Origin of the sequence: Streptomyces sp. NBC_00775 (assembly GCF_036347135.1) — a bacterium.
GTDB lineage: Bacteria > Actinomycetota > Actinomycetes > Streptomycetales > Streptomycetaceae > Streptomyces > Streptomyces lutosisoli.
Window position 1 is genome coordinate 1,859,595 of the sequence record NZ_CP108938.1, and the last position, 20,392, is coordinate 1,879,986.

The 20,392-nt window shown below is 69.8% G+C and carries 15 protein-coding genes and 2 pseudogenes; 7 read left to right on the top strand and 10 right to left on the bottom strand.

Going from position 1 to position 20,392, the window contains the following annotated elements; all coding sequences use genetic code 11:
• Window positions 1-83: 83 nt before the first annotated feature.
• The 3 genes from OIC96_RS08415 (at window position 84) to OIC96_RS08425 (ending at window position 4,620) form a co-directional block, all read left to right on the top strand.
• On the top strand, window positions 84-1,751 hold the full coding sequence (locus tag OIC96_RS08415) for an NAD(P)/FAD-dependent oxidoreductase (RefSeq protein WP_330308483.1): 1,668 nt from the start codon (window positions 84-86) through the stop codon (window positions 1,749-1,751).
• A 14-nt stretch (window positions 1,752-1,765) separates the two neighbouring features.
• Window positions 1,766-3,643, top strand: coding sequence for an NAD(P)/FAD-dependent oxidoreductase (locus OIC96_RS08420; protein WP_330308482.1), 1,878 nt, complete (start codon window positions 1,766-1,768; stop codon window positions 3,641-3,643).
• 287 nt (window positions 3,644-3,930) lie between these two features.
• On the top strand, window positions 3,931-4,620 hold the full coding sequence (locus OIC96_RS08425; RefSeq protein ID WP_330308481.1) for a TetR/AcrR family transcriptional regulator: 690 nt from the start codon (window positions 3,931-3,933) through the stop codon (window positions 4,618-4,620).
• 102 nt (window positions 4,621-4,722) lie between these two features.
• Here OIC96_RS08425 and OIC96_RS08430 read toward each other — a convergent pair.
• The 3 genes and pseudogenes from OIC96_RS08430 to OIC96_RS08440 all read right to left on the bottom strand — a co-directional run.
• A pseudogene (locus OIC96_RS08430) lies at window positions 4,723-5,514 on the bottom strand (DMT family transporter); the annotation flags it as partial.
• Between the two features lie 251 nt (window positions 5,515-5,765).
• Window positions 5,766-7,514: an MFS transporter gene (locus OIC96_RS08435; protein ID WP_330308480.1), complete on the bottom strand. Its 1,749-nt coding sequence runs from the start codon at window positions 7,512-7,514 to the stop codon at window positions 5,766-5,768.
• A gap of 514 nt (window positions 7,515-8,028) precedes the next feature.
• Window positions 8,029-8,616, bottom strand: a complete 588-nt coding sequence (locus tag OIC96_RS08440; RefSeq protein ID WP_330308479.1) for a TetR/AcrR family transcriptional regulator — start codon at window positions 8,614-8,616, stop codon at window positions 8,029-8,031.
• Between the two features lie 413 nt (window positions 8,617-9,029).
• On the opposite strand from OIC96_RS08440, the gene OIC96_RS08445 reads away from it, so the two are divergent.
• From OIC96_RS08445 to fdxA, 3 genes are read left to right on the top strand one after another with little or no spacing between them, the layout of a single operon-like run.
• Window positions 9,030-10,892: a 2-oxoacid:acceptor oxidoreductase subunit alpha gene (locus tag OIC96_RS08445; RefSeq protein ID WP_330308478.1), complete on the top strand. Its 1,863-nt coding sequence runs from the start codon at window positions 9,030-9,032 to the stop codon at window positions 10,890-10,892.
• The gene (locus OIC96_RS08450) at window positions 10,882-11,967 is read left to right on the top strand and encodes a 2-oxoacid:ferredoxin oxidoreductase subunit beta (RefSeq protein ID WP_330308477.1); all 1,086 of its coding nucleotides are present in this window, start codon (window positions 10,882-10,884) and stop codon (window positions 11,965-11,967) included. The genes OIC96_RS08445 and OIC96_RS08450 overlap by 11 nt, the downstream gene beginning before the upstream one ends.
• On the top strand, window positions 11,936-12,256 hold the full coding sequence (fdxA, locus tag OIC96_RS08455; RefSeq protein ID WP_327433122.1) for a ferredoxin: 321 nt from the start codon (window positions 11,936-11,938) through the stop codon (window positions 12,254-12,256). The genes OIC96_RS08450 and fdxA overlap by 32 nt, the downstream gene beginning before the upstream one ends.
• A gap of 131 nt (window positions 12,257-12,387) precedes the next feature.
• On the opposite strand, the gene OIC96_RS08460 is transcribed toward fdxA, so the two are convergent.
• The 6 genes and pseudogenes from OIC96_RS08460 to OIC96_RS08490 form a co-directional block, all read right to left on the bottom strand.
• Window positions 12,388-13,167, bottom strand: coding sequence for an exodeoxyribonuclease III (locus tag OIC96_RS08460; protein WP_330308476.1), 780 nt, complete (start codon window positions 13,165-13,167; stop codon window positions 12,388-12,390).
• Between the two features lie 120 nt (window positions 13,168-13,287).
• On the bottom strand, window positions 13,288-13,923 hold the full coding sequence (locus tag OIC96_RS08465) for an MBL fold metallo-hydrolase (protein ID WP_330308475.1): 636 nt from the start codon (window positions 13,921-13,923) through the stop codon (window positions 13,288-13,290).
• Between the two features lie 33 nt (window positions 13,924-13,956).
• A complete protein-coding gene (pcaDC, locus tag OIC96_RS08470; RefSeq protein WP_406502163.1) occupies window positions 13,957-15,243 on the bottom strand; it encodes a bifunctional 3-oxoadipate enol-lactonase/4-carboxymuconolactone decarboxylase PcaDC in 1,287 nt (428 codons plus the stop codon).
• Between the two features lie 47 nt (window positions 15,244-15,290).
• Window positions 15,291-15,560, bottom strand: a pseudogene (locus tag OIC96_RS49840) (transposase); the annotation flags it as partial.
• 244 nt (window positions 15,561-15,804) lie between these two features.
• Window positions 15,805-16,596, bottom strand: coding sequence for an alpha/beta fold hydrolase (locus tag OIC96_RS08485; protein WP_330308473.1), 792 nt, complete (start codon window positions 16,594-16,596; stop codon window positions 15,805-15,807).
• A 175-nt stretch (window positions 16,597-16,771) separates the two neighbouring features.
• On the bottom strand, window positions 16,772-17,815 hold the full coding sequence (locus tag OIC96_RS08490) for a saccharopine dehydrogenase family protein (RefSeq protein WP_330308472.1): 1,044 nt from the start codon (window positions 17,813-17,815) through the stop codon (window positions 16,772-16,774).
• Between the two features lie 128 nt (window positions 17,816-17,943).
• On the opposite strand from OIC96_RS08490, the gene OIC96_RS08495 reads away from it, so the two are divergent.
• Window positions 17,944-18,879, top strand: a complete 936-nt coding sequence (locus OIC96_RS08495) for a helix-turn-helix domain-containing protein (RefSeq protein ID WP_330308471.1) — start codon at window positions 17,944-17,946, stop codon at window positions 18,877-18,879.
• Window positions 18,880-18,928: 49 nt separating this feature from the next.
• Here OIC96_RS08495 and OIC96_RS08500 read toward each other — a convergent pair whose 3' ends face one another.
• Window positions 18,929-20,056, bottom strand: coding sequence for an IS110 family transposase (locus OIC96_RS08500; RefSeq protein ID WP_330308470.1), 1,128 nt, complete (start codon window positions 20,054-20,056; stop codon window positions 18,929-18,931).
• Window positions 20,057-20,392 lie beyond the last annotated feature (336 nt).

Here is a 20,392-nt window from a genome sequence, read left to right on the forward strand (position 1 = left end):
GCCCGCGCCACGCTGCGGGAGCCGCTCGCGGCCCGGGTCCCCGGCACCACCACTGAGCCCCGACCTCTGGAGGAACGAGCATCATGCAACCGCTGCCCGCGTCCGGCTCGCCCGACAAGGCCGTCCATGACGTCGCCATTCTGGGCGCCGGAATCGCCGGCTCCATCCTCGCGGCCATCCTGACCCGCAACGGGGTGAAGACGGTCCTGATCGACGCCGGCACCCACCCGCGCTTCGCGGTGGGCGAGTCCACCATCCCGTACACCTCGGTGATGCTGCGGATCCTCGCCGCGCGCTACGGGGTGCCGGAGATCGCGCATCTGAGCCACTTCTCCACGATGCGCTCCAAGGTGTCCTCGAACTCCGGCCAGAAGCGCAACTTCGGCTTCGTCTACCACCGCGAGGGTGAACGCCAGGTCCCGGACGAGATCAACCAGTTCGTGATCCCGGTGGCGCTGTCCACCGAGTCCCACATGTTCCGTCAGGACGTCGACTCGTACATGTTCAACGTCGCGGTGCGCTACGGCGCCGTCCCGCGCCTGGGCACCCGGGTCTCGGACGTCGAGGTGGACGGATCCGGGGTCACCCTCGCGGTGGAGAACGGGCCGGCGATCCGCGCCCGGTACGTGGTCGACGCGGGCGGTCACAACTCGCCGCTGGCCAAGAAGTTCGCGCTGCGCGACGAGGTGCCGCAGCAGCGCACGCACTCAAGGACCCTGTTCACCCACATGATCGGGGTGCGCCCGTACGACGACTGCCCGGCGGGGCGCGCGCACGGCAACCCGAGCCCCTGGCATCAGGGCACCCTGCACCACGTCTTCGACGGCGGCTGGGTGTGGGTCATCCCGTTCGACAACCACCGGGGTGCCACCAACCGGCTGTGCAGCGTCGGTCTGACCCTGGACCCGCGCAAGCACCCGAAGACGGATCTGCCGCCGGAGCAGGAGTTCGCGCAGTTCCTGGAGCGGTTCCCGGACATCGCCCCGCAGTTCAAGCACGCGAAGGCCGCCCGCCCCTGGGTGTCCACCGGGCGGCTGCAGTACTCCTCGCACCAGGTCGTCGGCGACCGCTACTGCCTGACCTCGCACGCCGCGGGATTCGTGGACGCGCTGTACTCGCGCGGTCTGACCAACACCACCGACGTGGTGAACTCGCTGGCCTGGCGGCTGATCGAGGCGGCCAAGGACGACGACTTCTCCGCCGAGCGGTTCGGGCACATCGAGACGCTCCAGCAGGGTCTCGTACGGGCCCACGACGAGGTGGTGGCGTCCTCCTTCACCTCCTTCCGCGACTACGGCATGTGGAACGGCACGTTTCGTATGTGGGCGCTCGGCACGGTGCTCGGCACGCTCAACGCCCAGGACGCCCTCGTCCGCTTCCAGCGCACCAAGGACCCGTTGATCTGGCGGGAGTTGGAAGCGCAGCCGCACCCCGGCGCGCTGTTCCCGGCGAGCGTCGGCTTCAACAAGATCACCGATGCCGCGTGGGCGGCCTGCCGGGACGTCGAGGCCGGTCTGATGACACCCGACCGGGCCACCGGCGAGCTGTTCGACCTGTTGCAGGACGACGGCTACGCGCCGCCGCCGTTCGGTCTGCACGACCCGGCGAACCGCTTCTACAACCCCAACCCGGCCCGCATGATCCGCACCATGCACTGGGCCAAACGCGGGTCTGCCGCCGCGGACACCGGCCCCGTGGTGGCCGGCGCGCTCGGCGGCTTCCTGCGCTCCCGGCTGCGCAGGCACTCATGAGGAAGGACGGGCCCATGTCCCCGCAAGAACCCACGGAACGACCACCCACCGCGGGCCCCGCGCGACCGGCGGACCCGGTCTGGGCGGAGGGCGCCGAGACGGTGACGGCGGCCGAGTCGGCACTGCCGTACGAGCCGACGGCCGCACCCTCGCCTGGTGAAGCCGGGAGCGGAACCGTGCCCCGTAAGGGGCGCGGGGAACTGCGCGACCAGCCCCCACCGGCCCGCAGCGAACGAACCGCCTCACCGGCAGAGCGCTCGGCACGGCCCAAAAGCGCGGCCCGCCACACCGTCGCCGTGCTCGGCGCCCACCTCGGCGGCGGCATGCTCGCCGCGATCCTGGCCCGCGCCGGGATCGACGTGGTCCTCGTGGACTCACCGCACGACGCCACGGCCCCCTCGGGCGAGACCACGGTCCCGTACACCGCGGAGGTCTTCGAACTGCTCGCGCGCCGCTACGGCGTACCGGAGCTGTCCGCGCTCGGGCACTTCGGGCAGCTGCCCGCCGAGGTCCGCCGGACCTCCGGGATCAAGTCGAGCATCGGCTTCGTGTACGCGCGCCCCGGCGCCCCCGTACGGCCGCACCACGTGGTGCAGTTCAACGTGCCCAGCGAGCACGGCGAGTCGCATCTGTACCGGCCCGACGTCGACGCCTGGGTGCAACGGCTCGCCACGGGCTACGGCGCCAAGGTGCCGCAGGGCCGCTCCGTATTCACCGAAGTACGGGGCGAGGCCGGCGACTTCACCATCGAGCTGGCGGACGGGAGCAGCGTCGCGGCGGCGTTCGTGGTCGACATGTCAGGACCCGACGCACCGATGCTGCGACGCCTCGGGCCCGATCCGGCCCTGCGCCCGCTGCGCCACTCCTCGCGGGTGCTGACCGCGCATCTGCGGGGGGTACGGCCGCTGGAGCGGCGGGTGGACCCGGGCACGGGCGGCACCCCCTGGACGGGCGGCACGACGCAGGTGGTCTTCCCCGGCGGGTGGATCCAGCTCGTCCCGTTCGGCGACCAGCGCACCGGCGAGACCTCGCTGACCAGCGTGTCGGTGAGCCTCGACGCCAAACTGTGGCCGCAGCGGTCGGCGTCGCCGGAGGACGACTTCCAGCAGCTCATACGCCAATTCCCGGACCTGGAGTGGCAGTTCGGTGAGGCCACGGCGGTCCGGCCGTGGACGGGCTCGGAGCCGTGGCAGTACGGCGCCAACGCGGCCGCCGGTGACGGTTTCGTCGTCCTCGAACGCTCCGCCGTCCGCTGCGACTTCACGCTCTCCCGGGATGTCACCCTGACCGCGGAGCTGGTCCACGAGGCGGCCGCGCACCTCATCTCGGCGGCGGGCAGCGGTGATTGGTCGGTGGAGCGCTTCCGGCCCCTGGAGTCCTTCCAGGCCTCGCTGATCGAGCACGGGGACCGGCTGCTGCGTACGGCGCTGACGGCGACCACCGACTTCCGGCTCTGGAACGCCTTCTGCCGGGTCTGGCTGCTGCACTCCATGTTCGCCGCCCTGTCCCTCAAGCGGGCCCGCAACGACGCGCTGGCCACGCCCGGACGGCCGGACCAGTGGCGGGAGTTGGAGCGCTGCCGGGGCGCGGGGCTGTGGTTCCCCGTCTACCCCGGCTTCGTCGCCCTGTTCGACGACATGGAGCGGCTGGCGCGGCAGGTCGCGGACGGCCGGCTGGCGCCGGGTGCGGCGGCCGAGCGGATTTTCGGCCAGTTGCGGAGCGCGTCGTTCGTCCCGCCGCTCTTCGCCTTCGGCGACCCCACCGACCGCTACTACAACTTCACCCCGCTCAAACGGGTCAAGGTACTGCTGTGGGCCAAACGCCGGGCGCCGTACATGGTTCAGCGGGTTCTCACCCGGGGGGCCACCGTCCTGCCCGACGTCGAACGATAGACAGCCAACTCACAGGCCACTGAAAGGATTTCGGGCGAAGGAACCGCCGTCCCGCCAAGGCTCGCCCGCGCGGGCCCGGGACGGCGGTTCCTTGTCGCGCGGGCACCCCGCGACACCCATGACGGCACGGACTCTGATCGAATCCGGCCAGCCCGCGCACCGGTTCGCGAGGGGGCCTCGACACCGCGGCGGACTGCCGGAATGCTCCCTACCGGGGAGTCTTCCCATGTGGGATGCTGATATCGTCGATTTCCTGCACCCATGAATTAATACCCGAAGGGGGACTGGTGAGCACCGGAAACGGGATCCCCTGCGCCACGCAGGCCGACGCACAGCCGGGCGCTGCCACCCGCAGGGGCCGGTCACCGTCGCGCGGTGGCGGCCGGCGCCCGGGCCAGAGCAGCACCAAGGAGCAGATCCTCACGGCCGCGCTCGAACTCTTCGCGGCCAAGGGCTACTCGGGCACCACCATGCGCGGCATCGCCCAGCAGGCGCAGGTCGACCCGGCCCTCATCCACCACTTCTTCAGCAACAAGGAAGGCGTGTTCCAGGACGCGGTCTCGTCCCGGCTCGATGTGTCGGCCCTCTTCGACTCCCTGACGGAGGACGACGCGGAGCCGGTCCTGGAGCGCCGCGGCGAGCGGGTCGCGCGGACGTTCCTGTCCTTCTGGGAGGACGAGTCGACCCGGCCCGCGCTGATCGCGATCTACCGGACCGGGCTGTCGGACGAGGCCACCTCGAAGACCTTCCGGGACCAGATCGAGGACAGCTTCGCGGACTGCGTCCGGCGGCTCGTGCCCGGCGAGAGCGACCACACCCCCGCGTTCGCCTCACTGGTGTCCGCGCAGCTCGCCGGCCTGGTGATGCTGCGGTACGTCCTGCGGATGGAGCCGCTGGCCTCGCTCGACTTCGAGGAACTCATCGAGTGGTTCGTGCCCGCCCTCGAAGTGCACTTCGACCGGTTGTCCCAGAGTTAGGACAGGCCCTGGCCGCCACCCCCGAGCCGGCCGCCGCTCCGGCGCGGCCGGCTCGGAGCGCGTGTGCGCCAGTACGAAGACGCCGCGCCCCGCCGCGGCCGCAGCGGCGAGTCCCGCCAGCGCGCCGGGAATTCCGGTGGCGTAGCGGTCGCCGAGGACGACGACGCCGATGAGCGCGGCGAACACGGGATTGACGAGGGTGAGGGTGGCGAGCGGGGCCTCCAGGCCGCCCCGGTAGGCGAGTTGACACAGTACGAGACCCGCCACCGCCAGGCAGATCACGCCGACCACGAGCAGGACGGCCGAGACCGGCAGCCGTAACGCGCCGCCGTCCGTCAGCTTCAGGACAGCGGTCTGGGTCAGCGCCGACGCGGCACCGAAGGCGACCCCGGCGGCGACCGCGTACCACAGGCTTGTGGTCATCCTGCTGCGGCCGACGGCGGCCGCCACCGTGGAGATCCCGAGCACCACGACGGTCAGTCCGACGACACCCACCGTCTCCGACGGCGCGAGCGTCCGGCTCGACTGCGCGGACCGGGTCAGGAAGAGCAGCCCGGCGACACCGGCCACGGTGAAGGCGATGCCGGAGCACTGAGCGGCGGTCGTACGACGCCGCAGCACGGCGGCGGACAACAGGGGCGCCGTCACCAGAGTGAGCACACCGAGCATCTGCACGGCGACGAGCGAGCCGAAGCGCAGCGCCGCCGTGTGCAGCGCCGCACCCAGCAGGTTGAGCAGCAGCGACACCCACCAGGTCGCGCCGCGCAGCACCCCTCGGCGCCCCCGCCCACTCGCGGACGAGGCCACCGCTCGCTGGGCCACGGCCGCACCGGCGTACGCCAGGGCCGAGGCCACGCCGAGCGTGAGAACCGGGAACACGGTTCGTCCTTTCACCGCGGGGGGCGCGGGTGTTGGGGGCGTGGAGTCACGGCGGGCGGGCGGCCGGCGGCGGGGGGCGCGGGACGCGATCGGGCAACACGGCAACAGGCCCAACTGGGCCCAACGGACAGCCGGTCGCGAAAGGAGAGGGAGGACCGGGGCGCGCCTTCCCCGGCCCCCGGCCCTCGTTCTTCGTCTATTCGCTACTCGTTACCCGTTACTCGCTACTCGCCACTCGTTTGCGGCGCCCGGACGTACGGCCGAGGTCACGCGCCCCCGGGAACGTCCTGGACGTCCTCGGGACGGATCTTCGGCAGGGCGAGGACCAGCAGGCAGGACAGGCCGAAGCAGCCGATCTGCCAGTACACGACCTGCTCGAAGCTGTCACCGAAGTTGGCCTTGCGCGCCTCGGGCACGGCCTTGCCGAGCACCGCGGCCTGCACCTGCGCCTTGGTCTCCGCCGGCACGGGGGCGCTCGCCATCTCCTTCTCGATGCGCGCGCAGCTCGCCGGCGTCGCGGTGAGGTCCTTCTGGTTCATCTTGTCGTGGAAGCAGGTCTGGAAACCGGTGGTGACCTGCGTCTGCTGAGCCTCGGAAAGGCCGGCCGCCGCCAGGTCGCTGCGCAGTTGCGGCAGCGCCGTCTGGCTGGCTCCGTCGGCGTTCGAGCCGAGCAGACCGTAGAACAGGATGCCCGCGACCGCGATGCCGATGGCGATACCGACCTGCTGCACGGTGGCGAGCATGCCGGACGCCGAACCGGCCTCACGGGAGCGGATGCCGGCCAGGATGATCCCGGTGCACGGAGCGAGGAAGAAGCCACCGCCGAGCCCGGCGACCATCAGCGAGGGAATCAACTGGTAGCCGTGCAGGTCCGATCCGGCCCAGTGCAGCGTGCCGATCACACCGGACATGCCGACCAGCGCCAGCCCGGTGCCGAGCGCGAGCGTCTTGGTACCGAGCCGCTTGACCACGGCCGCCGAGCGGGCCGAGCCGACCGCGATGAGCAGGGCGAAGCCAAGGCTCACCAGCCCGGCCGAGATCGGGGTGTAGCCGAAGCCGATCTGCAGGCTCATGAAGAAGACCATGAAGAACGACGGGATTCCGGCGAAGAACACCACGCTGATCAAGAGCCCGACGGTGAACGACCGCTCCTTGAAGAGCCCGCTCGGCACCAGGGGTGACTTGTCGGCCAGCTTCGACAACTTGTTCTCGTACACGAAGAACTCGGCGAGCACGAGCGGACTCAGCACGAGGAGCACCAGGCTCCAGCCGGGCCAGTCGTGTTCACGGCCGATGACCAGCGGCAGGATCAGGCTGAAGAGCCCGGCACTCAGGATCACCGCGCCGGTGACGTCGAGCCGCCGCGCGCCGTCCGCCGAGGACTCCGGGATCTTGGCCAGGCCGAGCAGCAGGGCGATCAGACCGACCGGCAGGTTGACGTAGAAGATCGCCCGCCAGTCGGTGTCCAGGATGTTCAGCTGGATCAGCCAGCCACCGAGCACCGGCCCGAGCACCGTGCCGAGTCCCACCGAAGCCCCGTACATCGCAAGGGCCTTGGGGCGTTCCTTCGCCGAGAACGTGACCTGGATGATCGACAGCACCTGGGGGAACATCAGGCCGGAGCACATGCCCTGGAGCACCCGGGACGCGATCAGGAAGGTCGAGCTGGGAGCCGCGCCGCACAGCGCCGAGGCGAGCGTGAAGCCCAGCATGCCGATCAGGAAGACCTTGCGGCGGCCATAGATGTCGCCGAGCCGCCCGCCGGTCACCAGCACACAGGCGAAGGCGAGCGAGTAGACCGCCACGACCAGCTGGATCTCGGCGAAGGTCGAGCCGAGGTCGCTCTGCAGCGAGGGCAGGGCGACCATCGTGATCGTGGTGTCCAGCATCTGCATGAAGATGGCGGACAGCGTGACAGCGAGGATCACCCAGCGCGCCGAGTTCGCGATGGCTCCCGGGCCGGGCGAAGTACCGGGCGGGGCTGCCGCCTTCACGCCCGTGTCAATCGATTCCATGTTTCCTCCTTGGGTCGCCGTCCGCTGACAGCACCCGCGAGTTATTTCATTCTCCAATGAAGTCTACGAGTACTGAATTCCATACCGCAAGCTCGATGACCGTGTTCCGGACAGGGCCGCACGCCCCAACGGCTGTACAGGAACGACGTGTTGACGTGCGGCAACACCTGCGGGAAGGTCAGAAGCGGCTACGCCGCGAGGAGTTCCGGATCAGGTGGGAGCGGCCCGATCGAACGCCTCGGCAACCATGAGCGGCACACGCGGTCAACATCCGCCGAACCGGCGTACACCGGGGAGCCGTTCAGCGTTCAAGATCACTAAGGGGTACGTCGACGAAAGCACCGTCAGGCGCCTTGGCGAGGGCCTGGCCCATCCACCCGGAATCGCGGCGCCCAAGCAGGCGTTGATCAGGGCAAGTTGACGCCATACGCGACAGGCGTCATGCCGCCGTCATCACGGGCAGCCGTCATCACGGGCAGCGGTCATCACGGGCAGCGGTCGTCACGCGCCCCAGTCACTCACCCGAATCAGGGCGAGCAACCCCCGACGGGTCGGCGGCAAGAAACGCGGCCACCGCCGGCGCGAGCGCACGCACCAGCTCTGCGGAGTTGCCGTCCTTCGTCAACTCAGGCGGCAGCAAGCCCATGTGACGGGACGTCATGACGCCCACCAGCAGGCTACTGATCAGCGCAAGCCTGACCTCGTCCGCCCCCGCCACGCCCTCCGGGACCAGTGACTGGCTCAACCGTTCCCTGGCCGCGGGCAGATCGAGCGCGGAGCGCAGCACACCGAGGATGCGCCGTCGCTGCACAGGGTCGCCCCAGTCGGCCACCGCATGGCGCAGCAGCCACTCCGCCGCGTCCGGATCCCGCCGCCCGACCGCCTCCCGGAACACCTCGGCCGGCCTGACCGTCTCCGCGACGACGGCGTCGTAGAGCGCTTCCTTGGAGGAGAAGTAGTGTCCGATCAGCGCGGGGTCACAGCCCGCGTCCGCGGCGATGGCGCGCAACGAAGCGTTGCGGTAACCGAGTTCGGCGAAGAGATCCGCGGCGGACCGCATGATGACCTGACGGCTACCGGGCGTGCCCCTACTTTCGGCCATGGCGGCACTTCCTCTCGATCACGAGTCCCCCGAAGGACGTGCTTCCCGCCCGGTCCCGACACGGGTGTCCACGACGACGGGACAGCGTGACGCCGAGCCCTCACATTAATTCACTCGGCCATGAAGTCTACACACAGTGACTTCTCAGGTCAAAGCTTTCGCGGCATCCGCGGCGACCCTCAACACCCTTGCACCACCAGGCATTTGGCACCGTACCAGCACACGTGAGCGACATCCGGTGGGCTCACCGATCGGCGCGGCAACCGACCCCTCCCACACAATTCAACGCCCATTGAAATTCCTCTGCGATCCCCCTACGCTCGCAGCGGGCGCCCAACCCTCGTTCAGTGCGACGGCTCTGCGGGTGCATGCCCGCGCACGCGCATTTCCGCCCCAGGGAGAGGCACTTGCAGGTGACGAAACAGACGGATCAGCTCGACCGGGTCATCATCCGTTTCTCGGGTGACTCCGGCGACGGCATGCAACTCACTGGTGATCTGTTCACCTCACAGACGGCGTCCTTCGGGAACGACCTGGCGACGCTGCCCAACTTCCCGGCCGAGATCCGCGCCCCCGCAGGCACCCTGCCGGGCGTGTCCAGCTTCCAGCTGCACTTCGCGGACCACGACATCCTCACGCCCGGCGACGCGCCGAACGTCCTGGTCGCGATGAACCCCGCCGCCCTGAAGGCGAACATCGGCGACGTGCCGCGCGGCGGTGAACTCATCGTCAACACCGACGAGTTCACCAAGCGGGCGATGCAGAAGGTCGGCTACGGGACGAGTCCGCTGGAGGACGGTTCGCTGGACGGCTATCACGTCCATCCCGTCCCCCTGAACACCCTCACCGTGGAGGCGCTCGCCGGCTTCGGGCTGACACGCAAGGACGCGGACCGCTGCAAGAACATGTTCGCGCTGGGCCTGCTGAGCTGGATGTACCACCGCCCGACCGAGGGCACGGAGAGGTTCCTGCAAGCCAAGTTCGCGAAGAAGCCGGACATCGCGGCCGCCAACATCGCCGCGTTCCGGGCGGGTTGGAACTTCGGTGAGACCACCGAGGACTTCGCCGTCTCCTACGAGGTCGCACCCGCGGCGGAGGCGTTCCCCGCCGGGAACTATCGGAACATCTCCGGGAACCTGGCGCTGTCGTACGGCCTGATCGCCGCCTCCCAGCAGGCGGATCTGCCCCTCTTCCTCGGCTCGTACCCGATCACGCCGGCCTCCGACATCCTGCACGAGCTCAGCAAGCACAAGAACTTCGGCGTACGCACCTTCCAGGCCGAGGACGAGATCGCGGCCGTGGGCGCTGCCCTCGGTGCGGCGTTCGGCGGCTCGCTGGCGGTCACCACCACCTCCGGCCCCGGCATCCTGCTCAAGGCGGAAACCATCGGTCTCGCGGTGTCGCTCGAACTGCCGCTGGTGATCATCGACATCCAGCGCGGCGGCCCGTCCACCGGTCTGCCCACCAAGACGGAGCAGGCGGACCTGCTCCAGGCGATGTACGGCCGCAACGGCGAGGCCCCCGTACCGATCGTGGCCCCCAAGACCTCGGCCGACTGTTTCTACGCGGCTCTCGAAGCGGCCCGCATAGCGGTCACCTACCGCACCCCCGTGTTCCTGCTCTCGGACGGCTACCTCGCCAACGGCAGCGAGCCGTGGCGTATCCCCGACACCGACGAACTCCCGGACCTGCGCGTGCAGTTCGCCCAGGGACCCAACCACACCCTGGACGACGGCACCGAGGTGTTCTGGCCCTACAAGCGCGACCCGCAGACCCTCGCCCGCCCCTGGGCCATCCCCGGCACACCCGGCCTGGAACACCGCATCGGCGGCATCGAGAAGCAGGACGGCACGGGCAACATCTCCTACGACCCCGCCAACCACGACTTCATGGTCCGCACCCGCCAGGCCAAGATCGACGGCATCGACGTCCCCGACATCGAGGTCGACGACCCCTCCGACGAGGCCACCACCCTCGTCCTGGGCTGGGGCTCCACCTACGGACCCATCACCGCCGCCGTACGCCGGCTGCGCACTGCCGGGGAGAACATCGCGCAGGCCCATCTGCGCCACCTCAACCCCTTCCCGCGGAATCTGGGCACCGTGCTGAAGCGCTATGACCAGGTCGTGATCCCGGAGATGAACCTGGGGCAGCTGGCGAAGCTCATCCGGGCCGCCTATGTGGTCGACGCCCACAGCCACACGCAGATCAACGGCATGCCGTTCAAGGCCGAACAGCTCGCGCAGGCTCTCTCGGAGGCCCTCCATGCCCATTGAGGAACTGTCCCTGGTACCGAGGAGCGAAGTCGCCCTCACCGCCCGGGACTTCAAGTCCGATCAGGAAGTGCGCTGGTGCCCCGGCTGCGGTGACTACGCGATCCTGGCCGCGGTCCAGGGCTTCATGCCCGAACTGGATCTGGCCAAGGAGAACATCGTCTTCATCTCGGGCATCGGCTGCTCGTCCCGCTTCCCGTACTACATGAACACCTACGGCATGCACTCCATCCACGGCCGCGCACCCGCCATCGCGACCGGACTGGCCTCCAGCCGCCGGGACTTGAGCGTATGGGTCGTCACCGGCGACGGCGACGCCCTGTCGATCGGCGGCAACCACCTCATCCACGCCCTGCGCCGCAACGTCAACCTGAAGATCCTGCTCTTCAACAACCGGATCTACGGCCTTACCAAAGGCCAGTACTCCCCCACCTCCGAGGTCGGCAAGATCACCAAGTCGACGCCCATGGGCTCCCTCGACGCGCCCTTCAACCCCGTCTCCCTCGCCATCGGCGCCGGCGCCTCCTTCGTCGCCCGGACCGTCGACTCCGACCGGCAGCACCTCACCGGCGTACTGCGCGAAGCCGCCGCCCACCGCGGCACGGCACTGGTGGAGATCTACCAGAACTGCAACATCTTCAACGACGGCGCCTTCGAGGTCCTCAAGGACAAGCAGCAGGCCGAGGAAGCCGTCATCCGCCTTCACCACGGACAGCCGATCCGCTTCGGGCCGGACGGCGCGCGTGGTGTCGTACGGGATCAGCGCACCGGCGACCTGAAGGTCGTCACCGTCACCCCGGACAACGAGTCCCAGATCCTGGTCCACGACGCCCACTCCGCGTCCCCGACCACCGCCTTCGCGCTCAGCAGGCTCGCCGACCCCGACACCCTGCACCACACACCGATCGGTGTCTTCCACGACATCGAACGCCCGGCCTACGACGCGCTCATGGCCGCCCAGCTCGACACCGCCGTCGAGCAGAACGGCAAGGGCGATCTCGCCGCCCTCCTGACCGGCAACGACACCTGGACCGTGGAGAGCACTCATGACATACGTCATCGCGCAGCCCTGCGTTGATCTGAAGGACAAGGCCTGTGTCGACGAATGCCCCGTCGACTGCATCTACGAAGGCCCCCGCAAGATGTACATCAATCCGGACGAGTGCGTGGACTGCGGGGCCTGCGAACCCGTGTGCCCCGTCGAGGCCATCTTCTTCGAGGACGACACCCCTCAGGAGTGGGCGGACTTCCGCAGGGCGGACACCGAGTTCTTCGCCGAACTCGGCTCGCCGGGCGGCGCCTCGGGTCTCGGTCCGGTCGAGCGCGACCACCCCGTGGTCGCGGGGGCGCCCGTGCCGACGGTGTGACGCCGCCGACTTCGGCTCGGGGACCGGCGAAGCAGCTCCGCGTGGCGCGGAGATCGTCGGTCCCCTAGGCCCTGTCGTCAAATTCCCGTCTGCCGGGCGACGCCTGGCAGACGGGAATTTGACGACAGGGCCTAGACGTCCAGGTCCACCACGACCGGCGCGTGGTCCGAGGCGCCCTTGCCCTTGCGCTCCTCGCGATCCACATAGGAGTCGGTGACCGCCTTCGAGAACGACTCGTTGCCGTAGACGAGGTCGATGCGCATACCGCGGTTCTTGGGGAAGCAGAGCTGGCGGTAGTCCCAGTATGTGTACGGGTGGTCGTACTTGAGGGGCCGCGGGACCACGTCGGTCAGGCCCGCCTCGCGCAGGTCGGCCAGGGCGGCGCGCTCGGCCGGGGTGACGTGGGTGAGGCCCTCGAAGGCGGCCACGTCGTAGACGTCGTCGTCCGTGGGCGCCACGTTGTAGTCACCCAGCACCGCGAACGGCCGGCTGCCCGTGGCGTCGCCCGCGACCGCCGTCCTGAGGGCGTCGAACCACTGGAGCTTGTACGCGTAGTGGGGGTGGTCCACCTCGCGTCCGTTCGGCACGTACACCGACCAGACGCGGATCGGGCCGCACGTCGCGGAGATGGCGCGGGGCTCCTCGACGCCGTCGTATCCCGGGTCGCCGGGCAGGCCCTTGACGACGTCCTCCAGGCCTACGCGGGAGATCACCGCGACGCCGTTCCACCGCCCCGTCGCATGCACCGCCGCCTCATAGCCCAGCTCACGGAGCTGGTCGGTGGGGAACTGCTCGGCGGCGACCTTGGCCTCCTGGAGGCACAGCACGTCCGTGCCGCTGCTCTCCAGCCAGGCCAGCAGCCTGGGGAGGCGGGCGGTGATCGAGTTCACGTTCCAGGTCGCGATGCGCATGACTCACAACCTACCGGGCGGGTACGACAACGGGTCCGGCGGTGGCGCGCGGGTGGTGGATTCGAACCGCCGGAACGGCGCCGGCCGACGAGAAGCCGACGCCGCTCAAAGCGGTGACGCTCAGAGCTCGGCCGACGCTCCCGGTGTCAGCCGAAGGTGTTCGGAGCCGCCCAGGGCGCCGATCTGCCGGTCGTAGATCGGCCGGGCGAGGTCCGTGAGCAAGGCGTCGTGGATGTCGTACGCGCGTTGCGGCTTGACCTCGCGGACGTAGTCGATGACCTCGGCGATCTTGCTCCAGGGGGCCATGACCGGGAGCATCAGCGTCTCGACCTGACGGTCGGGGACGGTCAGCGCGTCGCCCGGGTGGAAGACGCGGCCGCCGTCGATGAGGTAGCCGACATTGGTGATGCGCGGGATGTCCGGGTGGATCACGGCGTGCAGTTCGCCGTGCACCTGGACGTCGAAGCCCGCGGCGCTGAACGTGTCGCCGTGGCCGACCGTGTGCACGCGGCCCGGGAAGGCGGCGGAGATCTTCTCCGCGACCGACTTCAGGGTCCAGATCTCCGCCGCCGGGTTGGACTCCAGGCCCGCCCGCAGCTGCCCCTCGTCGAAGTGGTCGGCGTGCTCGTGCGTGACCAGGAGGACGTCCGCGCCCAGGGCGGCGTCCTCCTCGCTGAAACCGCCGGGGTCGATGACGAGTGTGCGCCCGTCCTTCTCAAGACGGACGCAGGCGTGCGACTTCTTCGTGAGCTTCATGGGTCCATCCTGCCCCTGCCCCGGTCCGGGGGCTCACTCCTGGGGTGTGGTCTCCTCCCGGATGACCTGCTGCGCCACCTTGAAGGCGCTGTTGGCGGCCGGTACGCCGCAGTAGACGGCGGCCTGGAGGAGTACCTCCTTGATCTCCACCGGGGTGAGACCGTTGCGGAGGGCCGCGCGGGTGTGGAAGGCCAGCTCGTCGAGGTGACCGCCGGCGACCAGCGCGGTGAGCGTGACACAGCTGCGCGAGCGCCGGTCGAGTCCGGGCCGGTCCCAGATCTCGCCCCACGCGTACCGGGTGATGAACTCCTGGAAGTCCCCCGAGAACTCGTCCGCCGTCGCCAGCGCCCGGTCGACGTGCGCGTCCCCGAGCACCTCGCGGCGGACCTTGATCCCGGCGTCGTAGGGATCGGGGCGGCCCATGCCCATCGGCGCGGGCTGCGCGGCGGCCGGGGCGATCTCGGCGAGGGGTGCGACCGGCGGGGGCGCGGCCAGCACCGGCTTCACCGGCGCCGCGGGGATCGCCATCTGGCCGGTGGTCGAGTCGAAGGCGGGCTGCCAGGCGGTGGAGAAGTGCCGTACGAGCAGGTCCGTGACCGCGGCGGGCTGCTCCACGGGGACCAGGTGCGAGGCTCCGGGCACCACCGCGAGCCGGGCGTCCGGTATCCCGGCGACCAGCGTGCGCGCCTCGGCCGGCCCGGTGACCTGGTCGTCGGAGCCGACGAGGACGAGGGTCGGCACGCCGATCCGTCCGAGTTCGGCGCGTACGTCGAACGCGGCGAGCGCCTCGCAGGCCGCGATGTAGCAGCCGGGGTCGGTGGTGCGCACCATCTGCACGGCCCACTCGGTGATCGCGGGCTGGGCCGCGGCGAACCCTCCCGTGAACCAGCGCTCGGGCGACGTACGCGCCATCGGGTCGAGCCCGTTCGTGCGCACGATCACACCGCGCTGCCGGAACTCGTCGGCCGTACCGAACCGCGGCGAGGCGGCGATGAGCGCGAGCGAGGCGATCCGCTCCGGATGGCGCAGGGCCAGCTCGATCCCGAGGGCCCCGCTGAACGCGCAGCCCGCGTACCCGAACCGCTGCACTCCGAGCCCGTCGAGCGTGGCCAGCAGCCGCCCGGCGAGTTCGCCGACGGAGCCCGACGGATACGCGGGCGCTCCGCCGTGTCCCGGCAGGTCGAACCGGAAGACCCGCCAGGTCTTCGCGAGCTCCGGGACCTGCCGGTCCCACATGTGCCATGTGGTACCCAGTGAGGGACCCAAGATCAGGACAGGAGCGTCTTCTGGCCCGTCAAAGCGGTATTGCAGGGTGTTCATCGGTGACTCACTCACCCGCCCGACCCTCTCATCTGTCACGACAGCCCCTATGAGCGGGGTCCTGGCTGTAGCTGTTTGACCAGGTGGAAGACCTTCCGGGCCGCGTAGCGTTTGAGGCAGCGGACGATTTCGCGCCGGGTCTTGCCCTCCTTGACGCGGCGCTCGTAGTAGTCCTGGGTGCGCGGGTCGACCCGCAGGCGGGTGAACACGATGCGATTAAGCGCGGCGTTGGCCTGACGGTCGCCGCCGCGGTTGAGACGACGGTACTGTCGGCGTCCCGAGGAACGCTCGACCGGACTGACCCCGCACAAAGCAGCTGGTAGTGCTGGAAGGCGGGTGGTCCGGTTCGAGGGCTTCACCGTTGGCCGAGAGCACGGAGCGCTGTGGGTGTGGACGAACTCCTCACCGAACAACTCACCGCCGCCGAACGCACCACGGAACGCCTGGACATCACTCGCGAGACGATGCTGGAACTGGCTGCCGAGGACGGCATCGAACCGCCCGAGCCGCTGCCGCCCGGCTACCGCGAGGTCCTCGCCGCCTTCGAACCATCTCGGTGGTTCAGATGCCCGCGAGGAACTCCTGGACCGCGGTGGCGAAGCCCTCGGGGTCGGCCTGTTGGACGAAGTGGTCGGTGTCCAGCCGGCGGTAGACCGTGCCGGGGCGCCTGGAGCACATGGCATGGGCCTGTTCGGCGGGCAGGACCTGGCTGCGCAGCCCATGGATGAGGAGCGCGGGGCAGTCGGTGGCGAGCCACTGTTTCCAGTGGTCACCGTGGACAAGGTTCTCGGAGTCGACGGTGTCCTGCGGGTGGAAAGGCAGCCGCCAGCCGGCGCCGCCGGGCAGCGGGCGCAGCACGGGGCCGACAACGGCGGCGAGGGGTCCGCAGGCGGCGGCCAGTTCCTCGCGGGTGGCAGCGGTGTAGGGGAAGTTGAGCACGAAGGCGAGGGGGCTGGTTCCGTGGTCGGGGAGGTCGACGGCGGTGTCGATATTGATCAGGGCCTCGACCAGTTCGGGGCGTTCGGAGGCCAGGTGGTAGGCGTTGATCGCTCCGAGGGAGTGGCCGAGGAAGACCGCCCGGTCGATGCCGAGGTGGTCGAGGAGGGCGAGGAGGTCGGTGAGGTAGCCGATGCGGGTGTATTCGCGGGCGCGCTGGGAGTCGCCGTGGCCGCGCTGGTCAGGGGCGATCACGCGCCACTCAGGGCCGAGGGCGGAGGCCAGGGCGGCGAAGGACGCGCCTTCGGAGAGGTGGCCGTGCAGTGCTACGAGGGGGCGGCCGTTGCCGCCGTAGTCCAGGTAGGACAGGGTGCGACCGTCGAAGGTCATGGTGGCACGGGTGGGCAGGGCGGTCATCGCGGTGATACTCCCTCGGTTCGAGGTGCGGGGTAGCGGGTTCTTGCCGAGGTCGACGTCTGAGGCGCTTGTTCTATGCAACCGAATAGATGACTTGGAGGGACTGAGCCCTGGGGGCCGCGGCGCGCTCGGCGCGTAGGAAGCAGACGACAGCCTCGTGGGTGGAGGGGTGGGGTCAGGCGATCTGCTTCTGTGGGTTCAGGTCGAGGGTGATGTGTGGGGCGAGCGCGTGCAGGAAGTCCGGGGCGTCGAAGATCTGCCCGGCGGAGGCGACGCCGGTGGTCTTGGTGCGGCCGGTCAGGACGCGCTCGAGGGCCTCGGCGACCAGGGGCGCGGTGACCGCGTAAATGTCCTGGCCGCCGGCCGTGGCCCGGCGTTCGGCTCCGCCCGAGCGCACGACGACGTCGACGAGGAAGGTCTGGTCCGAGCGCCCGCTCTGGTCGGCGGCGGTCGGGGCCGGTGTGTCGGGGGTGGCGATGTCGCGGACGGCCTCGGCGGTCATGTAGGTGGTCACTTCGGGGATGGACAGGTGCTGGGGGACGGTGACGACGTCCGCCATCGTGAACTCCCCGATCACCTGCCGGGGCCCGATCGGGTCCGGGAAGGTCCACTCCAGGGTGGGTGCCTGGTCGGTGCGGCGCTCCCACTGTCCGCCGCTGTAGCGCAGGCGGTGGTCGCCGCGCCGCTCGCGGGAGACCGCGCCCGAGAGCCGGGTGCCGGCGGTGGGGTGCCAGCTGCTGAGCGCGTAGGCGATGTGAGCCTCGTCGGCTTCGGTCCAGTCGCCCATCGCCGCGGTGGCCAGGAGGTCGCCGAGACCGCCGAAGAAGGCCATGGCCGGGACGATCACCGCTCCCGCGTCCCGGGCCCGCTCGCGGTAGTGGGCGAAGGTGTCGAGATTTGCCTCGAGTTCGGCGGCCACGTCCAGGTACGGGATGCCCGCGCGCAGCGCGGCCTCGATGACGGGGCCGGTGGTCGAGGCGAAGGGGCCGGCGCAGTTGATGACCGCCGCCGTTCCCGCCAGAGCCCGGTCCAGCGAAGCCGGGTCCCCGACCGACGCCACCCGGGCCTCCAGCCCGTGCTCGCCGGCCAGCTCCTCCAAAGCCTGCGTATTACGCCCCGACGGCACCGGGACGAACCCTCGCGCGGCCAGCTCGGCGACCACGAACCGTCCCGTGTGACCGTACGCGCCGAAAACCGCCACCAGCTGACCTGACCCCATGAGACTGCTCCCCTGCACCCGGACGCCCGCTGCGATGTTGATCCGCTGCGGCCTGACACCCCCATCCTGTCCTCGCGGCAGCACCCCGCACGAGCGTCGGAAACGACATGCCACGTACAGTTTCGGACATGCCCACTGTCGCGCTGGCCATCACCGATGGCATGCTCCACTACGAACTTTCCGTGGCCGTCGAGATCTTCGGGTCCGACCTGACCCACATCGTGGACCCCTGGTACGACTTCTCCCTCTGCGGGAACGGCCCGGTGCGCGTCAACCGCTTCCGCCTTGAACCCGACCACGGACTCGACCACCTCGCGCACGCGGACACGGTGATCGTCCCCGGCTGGGCCGACACGGACCGCGAACCGCCACCCGAACTGGTCGAGGCGGTGCGCGCCGCTCACGCGGCCGGTGCCCGCGTGGCCTCACTGTGCACGGGCGCCTTCGTCCTGGGCACGGCAGGACTGCTCGACGGCCGGCGCGCCACCACACACTGGGCCCACACGCGGGAATTGGCCCGGCGCCACCCAGCGGCCACCGTCGATCCGGACGTCCTCTACGTCGACAACGGCGACGTCCTCACCTCCGCGGGCAAGGCCGCCGCCATGGACCTGTGCCTGCACCTGGTCCGCCTCGACCACGGCTCGGCCAACGCCAACAAGATCGCCCGACGTCTGGTCATCCCACCCCACCGCGACGGCGGCCAGGCCCAGTTCATCGCCACCCCCCTCCCCGCCCCCGGCAACCACCCCCTGAGCGAACTCTTCCCCTGGGCGTTGGAGCGACTGGACCAACCGCTCACCGTGGAAGACCTGGCCCGCCAGGCCCGCATGAGCTCACGCCACCTCGGCCGGCACTTCAAACACCTCACCGGCACCACACCGCTGCAGTGGCTCCACACCCAGCGCATCCGCCACGCCCAGGAACTGCTGGAGACCACCAACGCCACCGTGGACACCATCGCCGTGGCCACCGGTATGGGCACCGCCACCACCCTGCGCCGCCATTTCCACCGCAGCGTCGGGGTCCCACCCGACACCTATCGCCGCACCTTCCGCGCCTAACAACTGAGGCTCCCTGCCAGCACCTGCCCGGCGGGGGCCTCAATGACCATCAGGTGTCACGGACGCCCCTATAACGGGGGTCGGTAGAGACCGTCCTGACCAGGTTGAAGACCTCGCGGGCGGCATATCGCTTGAGGCACCGGATGATCTCACGCCGGGTCTTGCCCTCCTGGGTGCGGCATTCGTAGTACGCCTGGGTGCGCGGGTCGTGGCGCAGCCGGGTGAACACGATGCGGTGCAGAGCGGCGTTCGCCTGCCGGTCGCCACCATGGTTGAGCCGACGCGAGCTCCGACCGTCCGAGGAGTACTCGATGGGGCTGACTCCGCACAAAGCGGCGAAAGACGCCTCGCTGCTCAGCCGCTCGGGATTGTCGCCCATGGTGATCAGGAGCGTGACCGCGGAGTCCGGGCCGATACCAACCGGCGCGAGCAGCTGCGGGGCATGTCGTTCAACAAGCCCGGTCAGTCGCTGATTCAGCTCATCGATCTGCCCGGTCAGCTGCTCGATACGCTGAGCCAGCAGGTTCAGCGTCATGAGAGTGGCCTCAGCTACGGTGTCCTCATCGCCCCCGCCGGCCCCGCCCTCGCGCGGGCTGAGGCCCGCGCAGGTGCGGAATAGTTCGCGGTTGCCCAGGCTGGAGAGTCGTTCCCGCAGGGCGGGGTCGGCTACGACCAGGACGGCCTTGAGTTGGTTGATCGCCTGGGTGCGGGCCTTGACCGCGGAATCCTTGGCGAGTTTGAACATCCGAGCACTCTGCACAGGACCGTCGCCAGTTTTCGCCCGCGCCCGGGCGCGACCGCTGAGCACGGCCCGCGCAGCTGCCTGCGCATCGAGCGGATCCGACTTCCCCAGCAGACGACGGGCCGAGCGGTCGGGCCGATTCACCTCGAACACCACGACCTGCTGCGCCAGCAGGCAGCGGGACAAGCCCGCGCCGAAGGTACCGGTCCCCTCCACCCCGGCCCGCCGCACCACTCCCGACTTGCGGGCCCAGGCGAGCAGCCGACGGTAGCCGACCGCTGTGGCCGGAAAGGACTTGGTGCCCAGGATCTGGCCCAGTGGGCAGACCACTGCGGCGACATGATCCTCGCCGTGTGTGTCCACCCCCAGGACGACCTCGCCCCAAGCGGGCGGGCCTGTGCTGGTGGAAGAGGTGCTGCGCTGTCTGGTCGTCATGCTGGTCCGCCTCCCGCGTGGTGATGTGCTGGGTGGCTGGCACCTGCCCGGTCGGGTGGTCTGAACCGTGATGGCGCCTGGAAGACGGCAAGGCCCCTATTGGGACACACCCTGTGGCTCGGTGACAGCAGGCATCATCCCGCAACGGCAGTCGACATACCTGTGACAGGACACTTCGGTCAAAGGTGTCATGAGTCAGACCCCCGTCCGGCACGGTGTTACGCAACCGTCCCACTGCCCCCGGCGCAACCGCACGACCCGACCGCTCCCGGGAGACTTCGTCCGAACCGGTACTGAACCTGCTCTGGACGGGATAGCGATGAGTTGACTCCTCGT

Coding starts and splice junctions, on each gene's coding strand:
- OIC96_RS08415 (WP_330308483.1), top strand. CDS start 84: ATGCAACCGCTGCCCGCGTCCGGCTCGCCCGACAAGGCCGTCCATGAC.
- OIC96_RS08500 (WP_330308470.1), bottom strand. CDS start 20,056: ATGACGACCAGACAGCGCAGCACCTCTTCCACCAGCACAGGCCCGCCC.
- OIC96_RS08495 (WP_330308471.1), top strand. CDS start 17,944: ATGCCCACTGTCGCGCTGGCCATCACCGATGGCATGCTCCACTACGAA.
- OIC96_RS08490 (WP_330308472.1), bottom strand. CDS start 17,815: ATGGGGTCAGGTCAGCTGGTGGCGGTTTTCGGCGCGTACGGTCACACG.
- fdxA (WP_327433122.1), top strand. CDS start 11,936: ATGACATACGTCATCGCGCAGCCCTGCGTTGATCTGAAGGACAAGGCC.
- OIC96_RS08465 (WP_330308475.1), bottom strand. CDS start 13,923: ATGAAGCTCACGAAGAAGTCGCACGCCTGCGTCCGTCTTGAGAAGGAC.
- OIC96_RS08450 (WP_330308477.1), top strand. CDS start 10,882: ATGCCCATTGAGGAACTGTCCCTGGTACCGAGGAGCGAAGTCGCCCTC.
- OIC96_RS08440 (WP_330308479.1), bottom strand. CDS start 8,616: ATGGCCGAAAGTAGGGGCACGCCCGGTAGCCGTCAGGTCATCATGCGG.
- OIC96_RS08420 (WP_330308482.1), top strand. CDS start 1,766: ATGTCCCCGCAAGAACCCACGGAACGACCACCCACCGCGGGCCCCGCG.
- OIC96_RS08460 (WP_330308476.1), bottom strand. CDS start 13,167: ATGCGCATCGCGACCTGGAACGTGAACTCGATCACCGCCCGCCTCCCC.
- OIC96_RS08485 (WP_330308473.1), bottom strand. CDS start 16,596: ATGACCGCCCTGCCCACCCGTGCCACCATGACCTTCGACGGTCGCACC.
- OIC96_RS08435 (WP_330308480.1), bottom strand. CDS start 7,514: ATGGAATCGATTGACACGGGCGTGAAGGCGGCAGCCCCGCCCGGTACT.
- pcaDC (WP_406502163.1), bottom strand. CDS start 15,243: ATGAACACCCTGCAATACCGCTTTGACGGGCCAGAAGACGCTCCTGTC.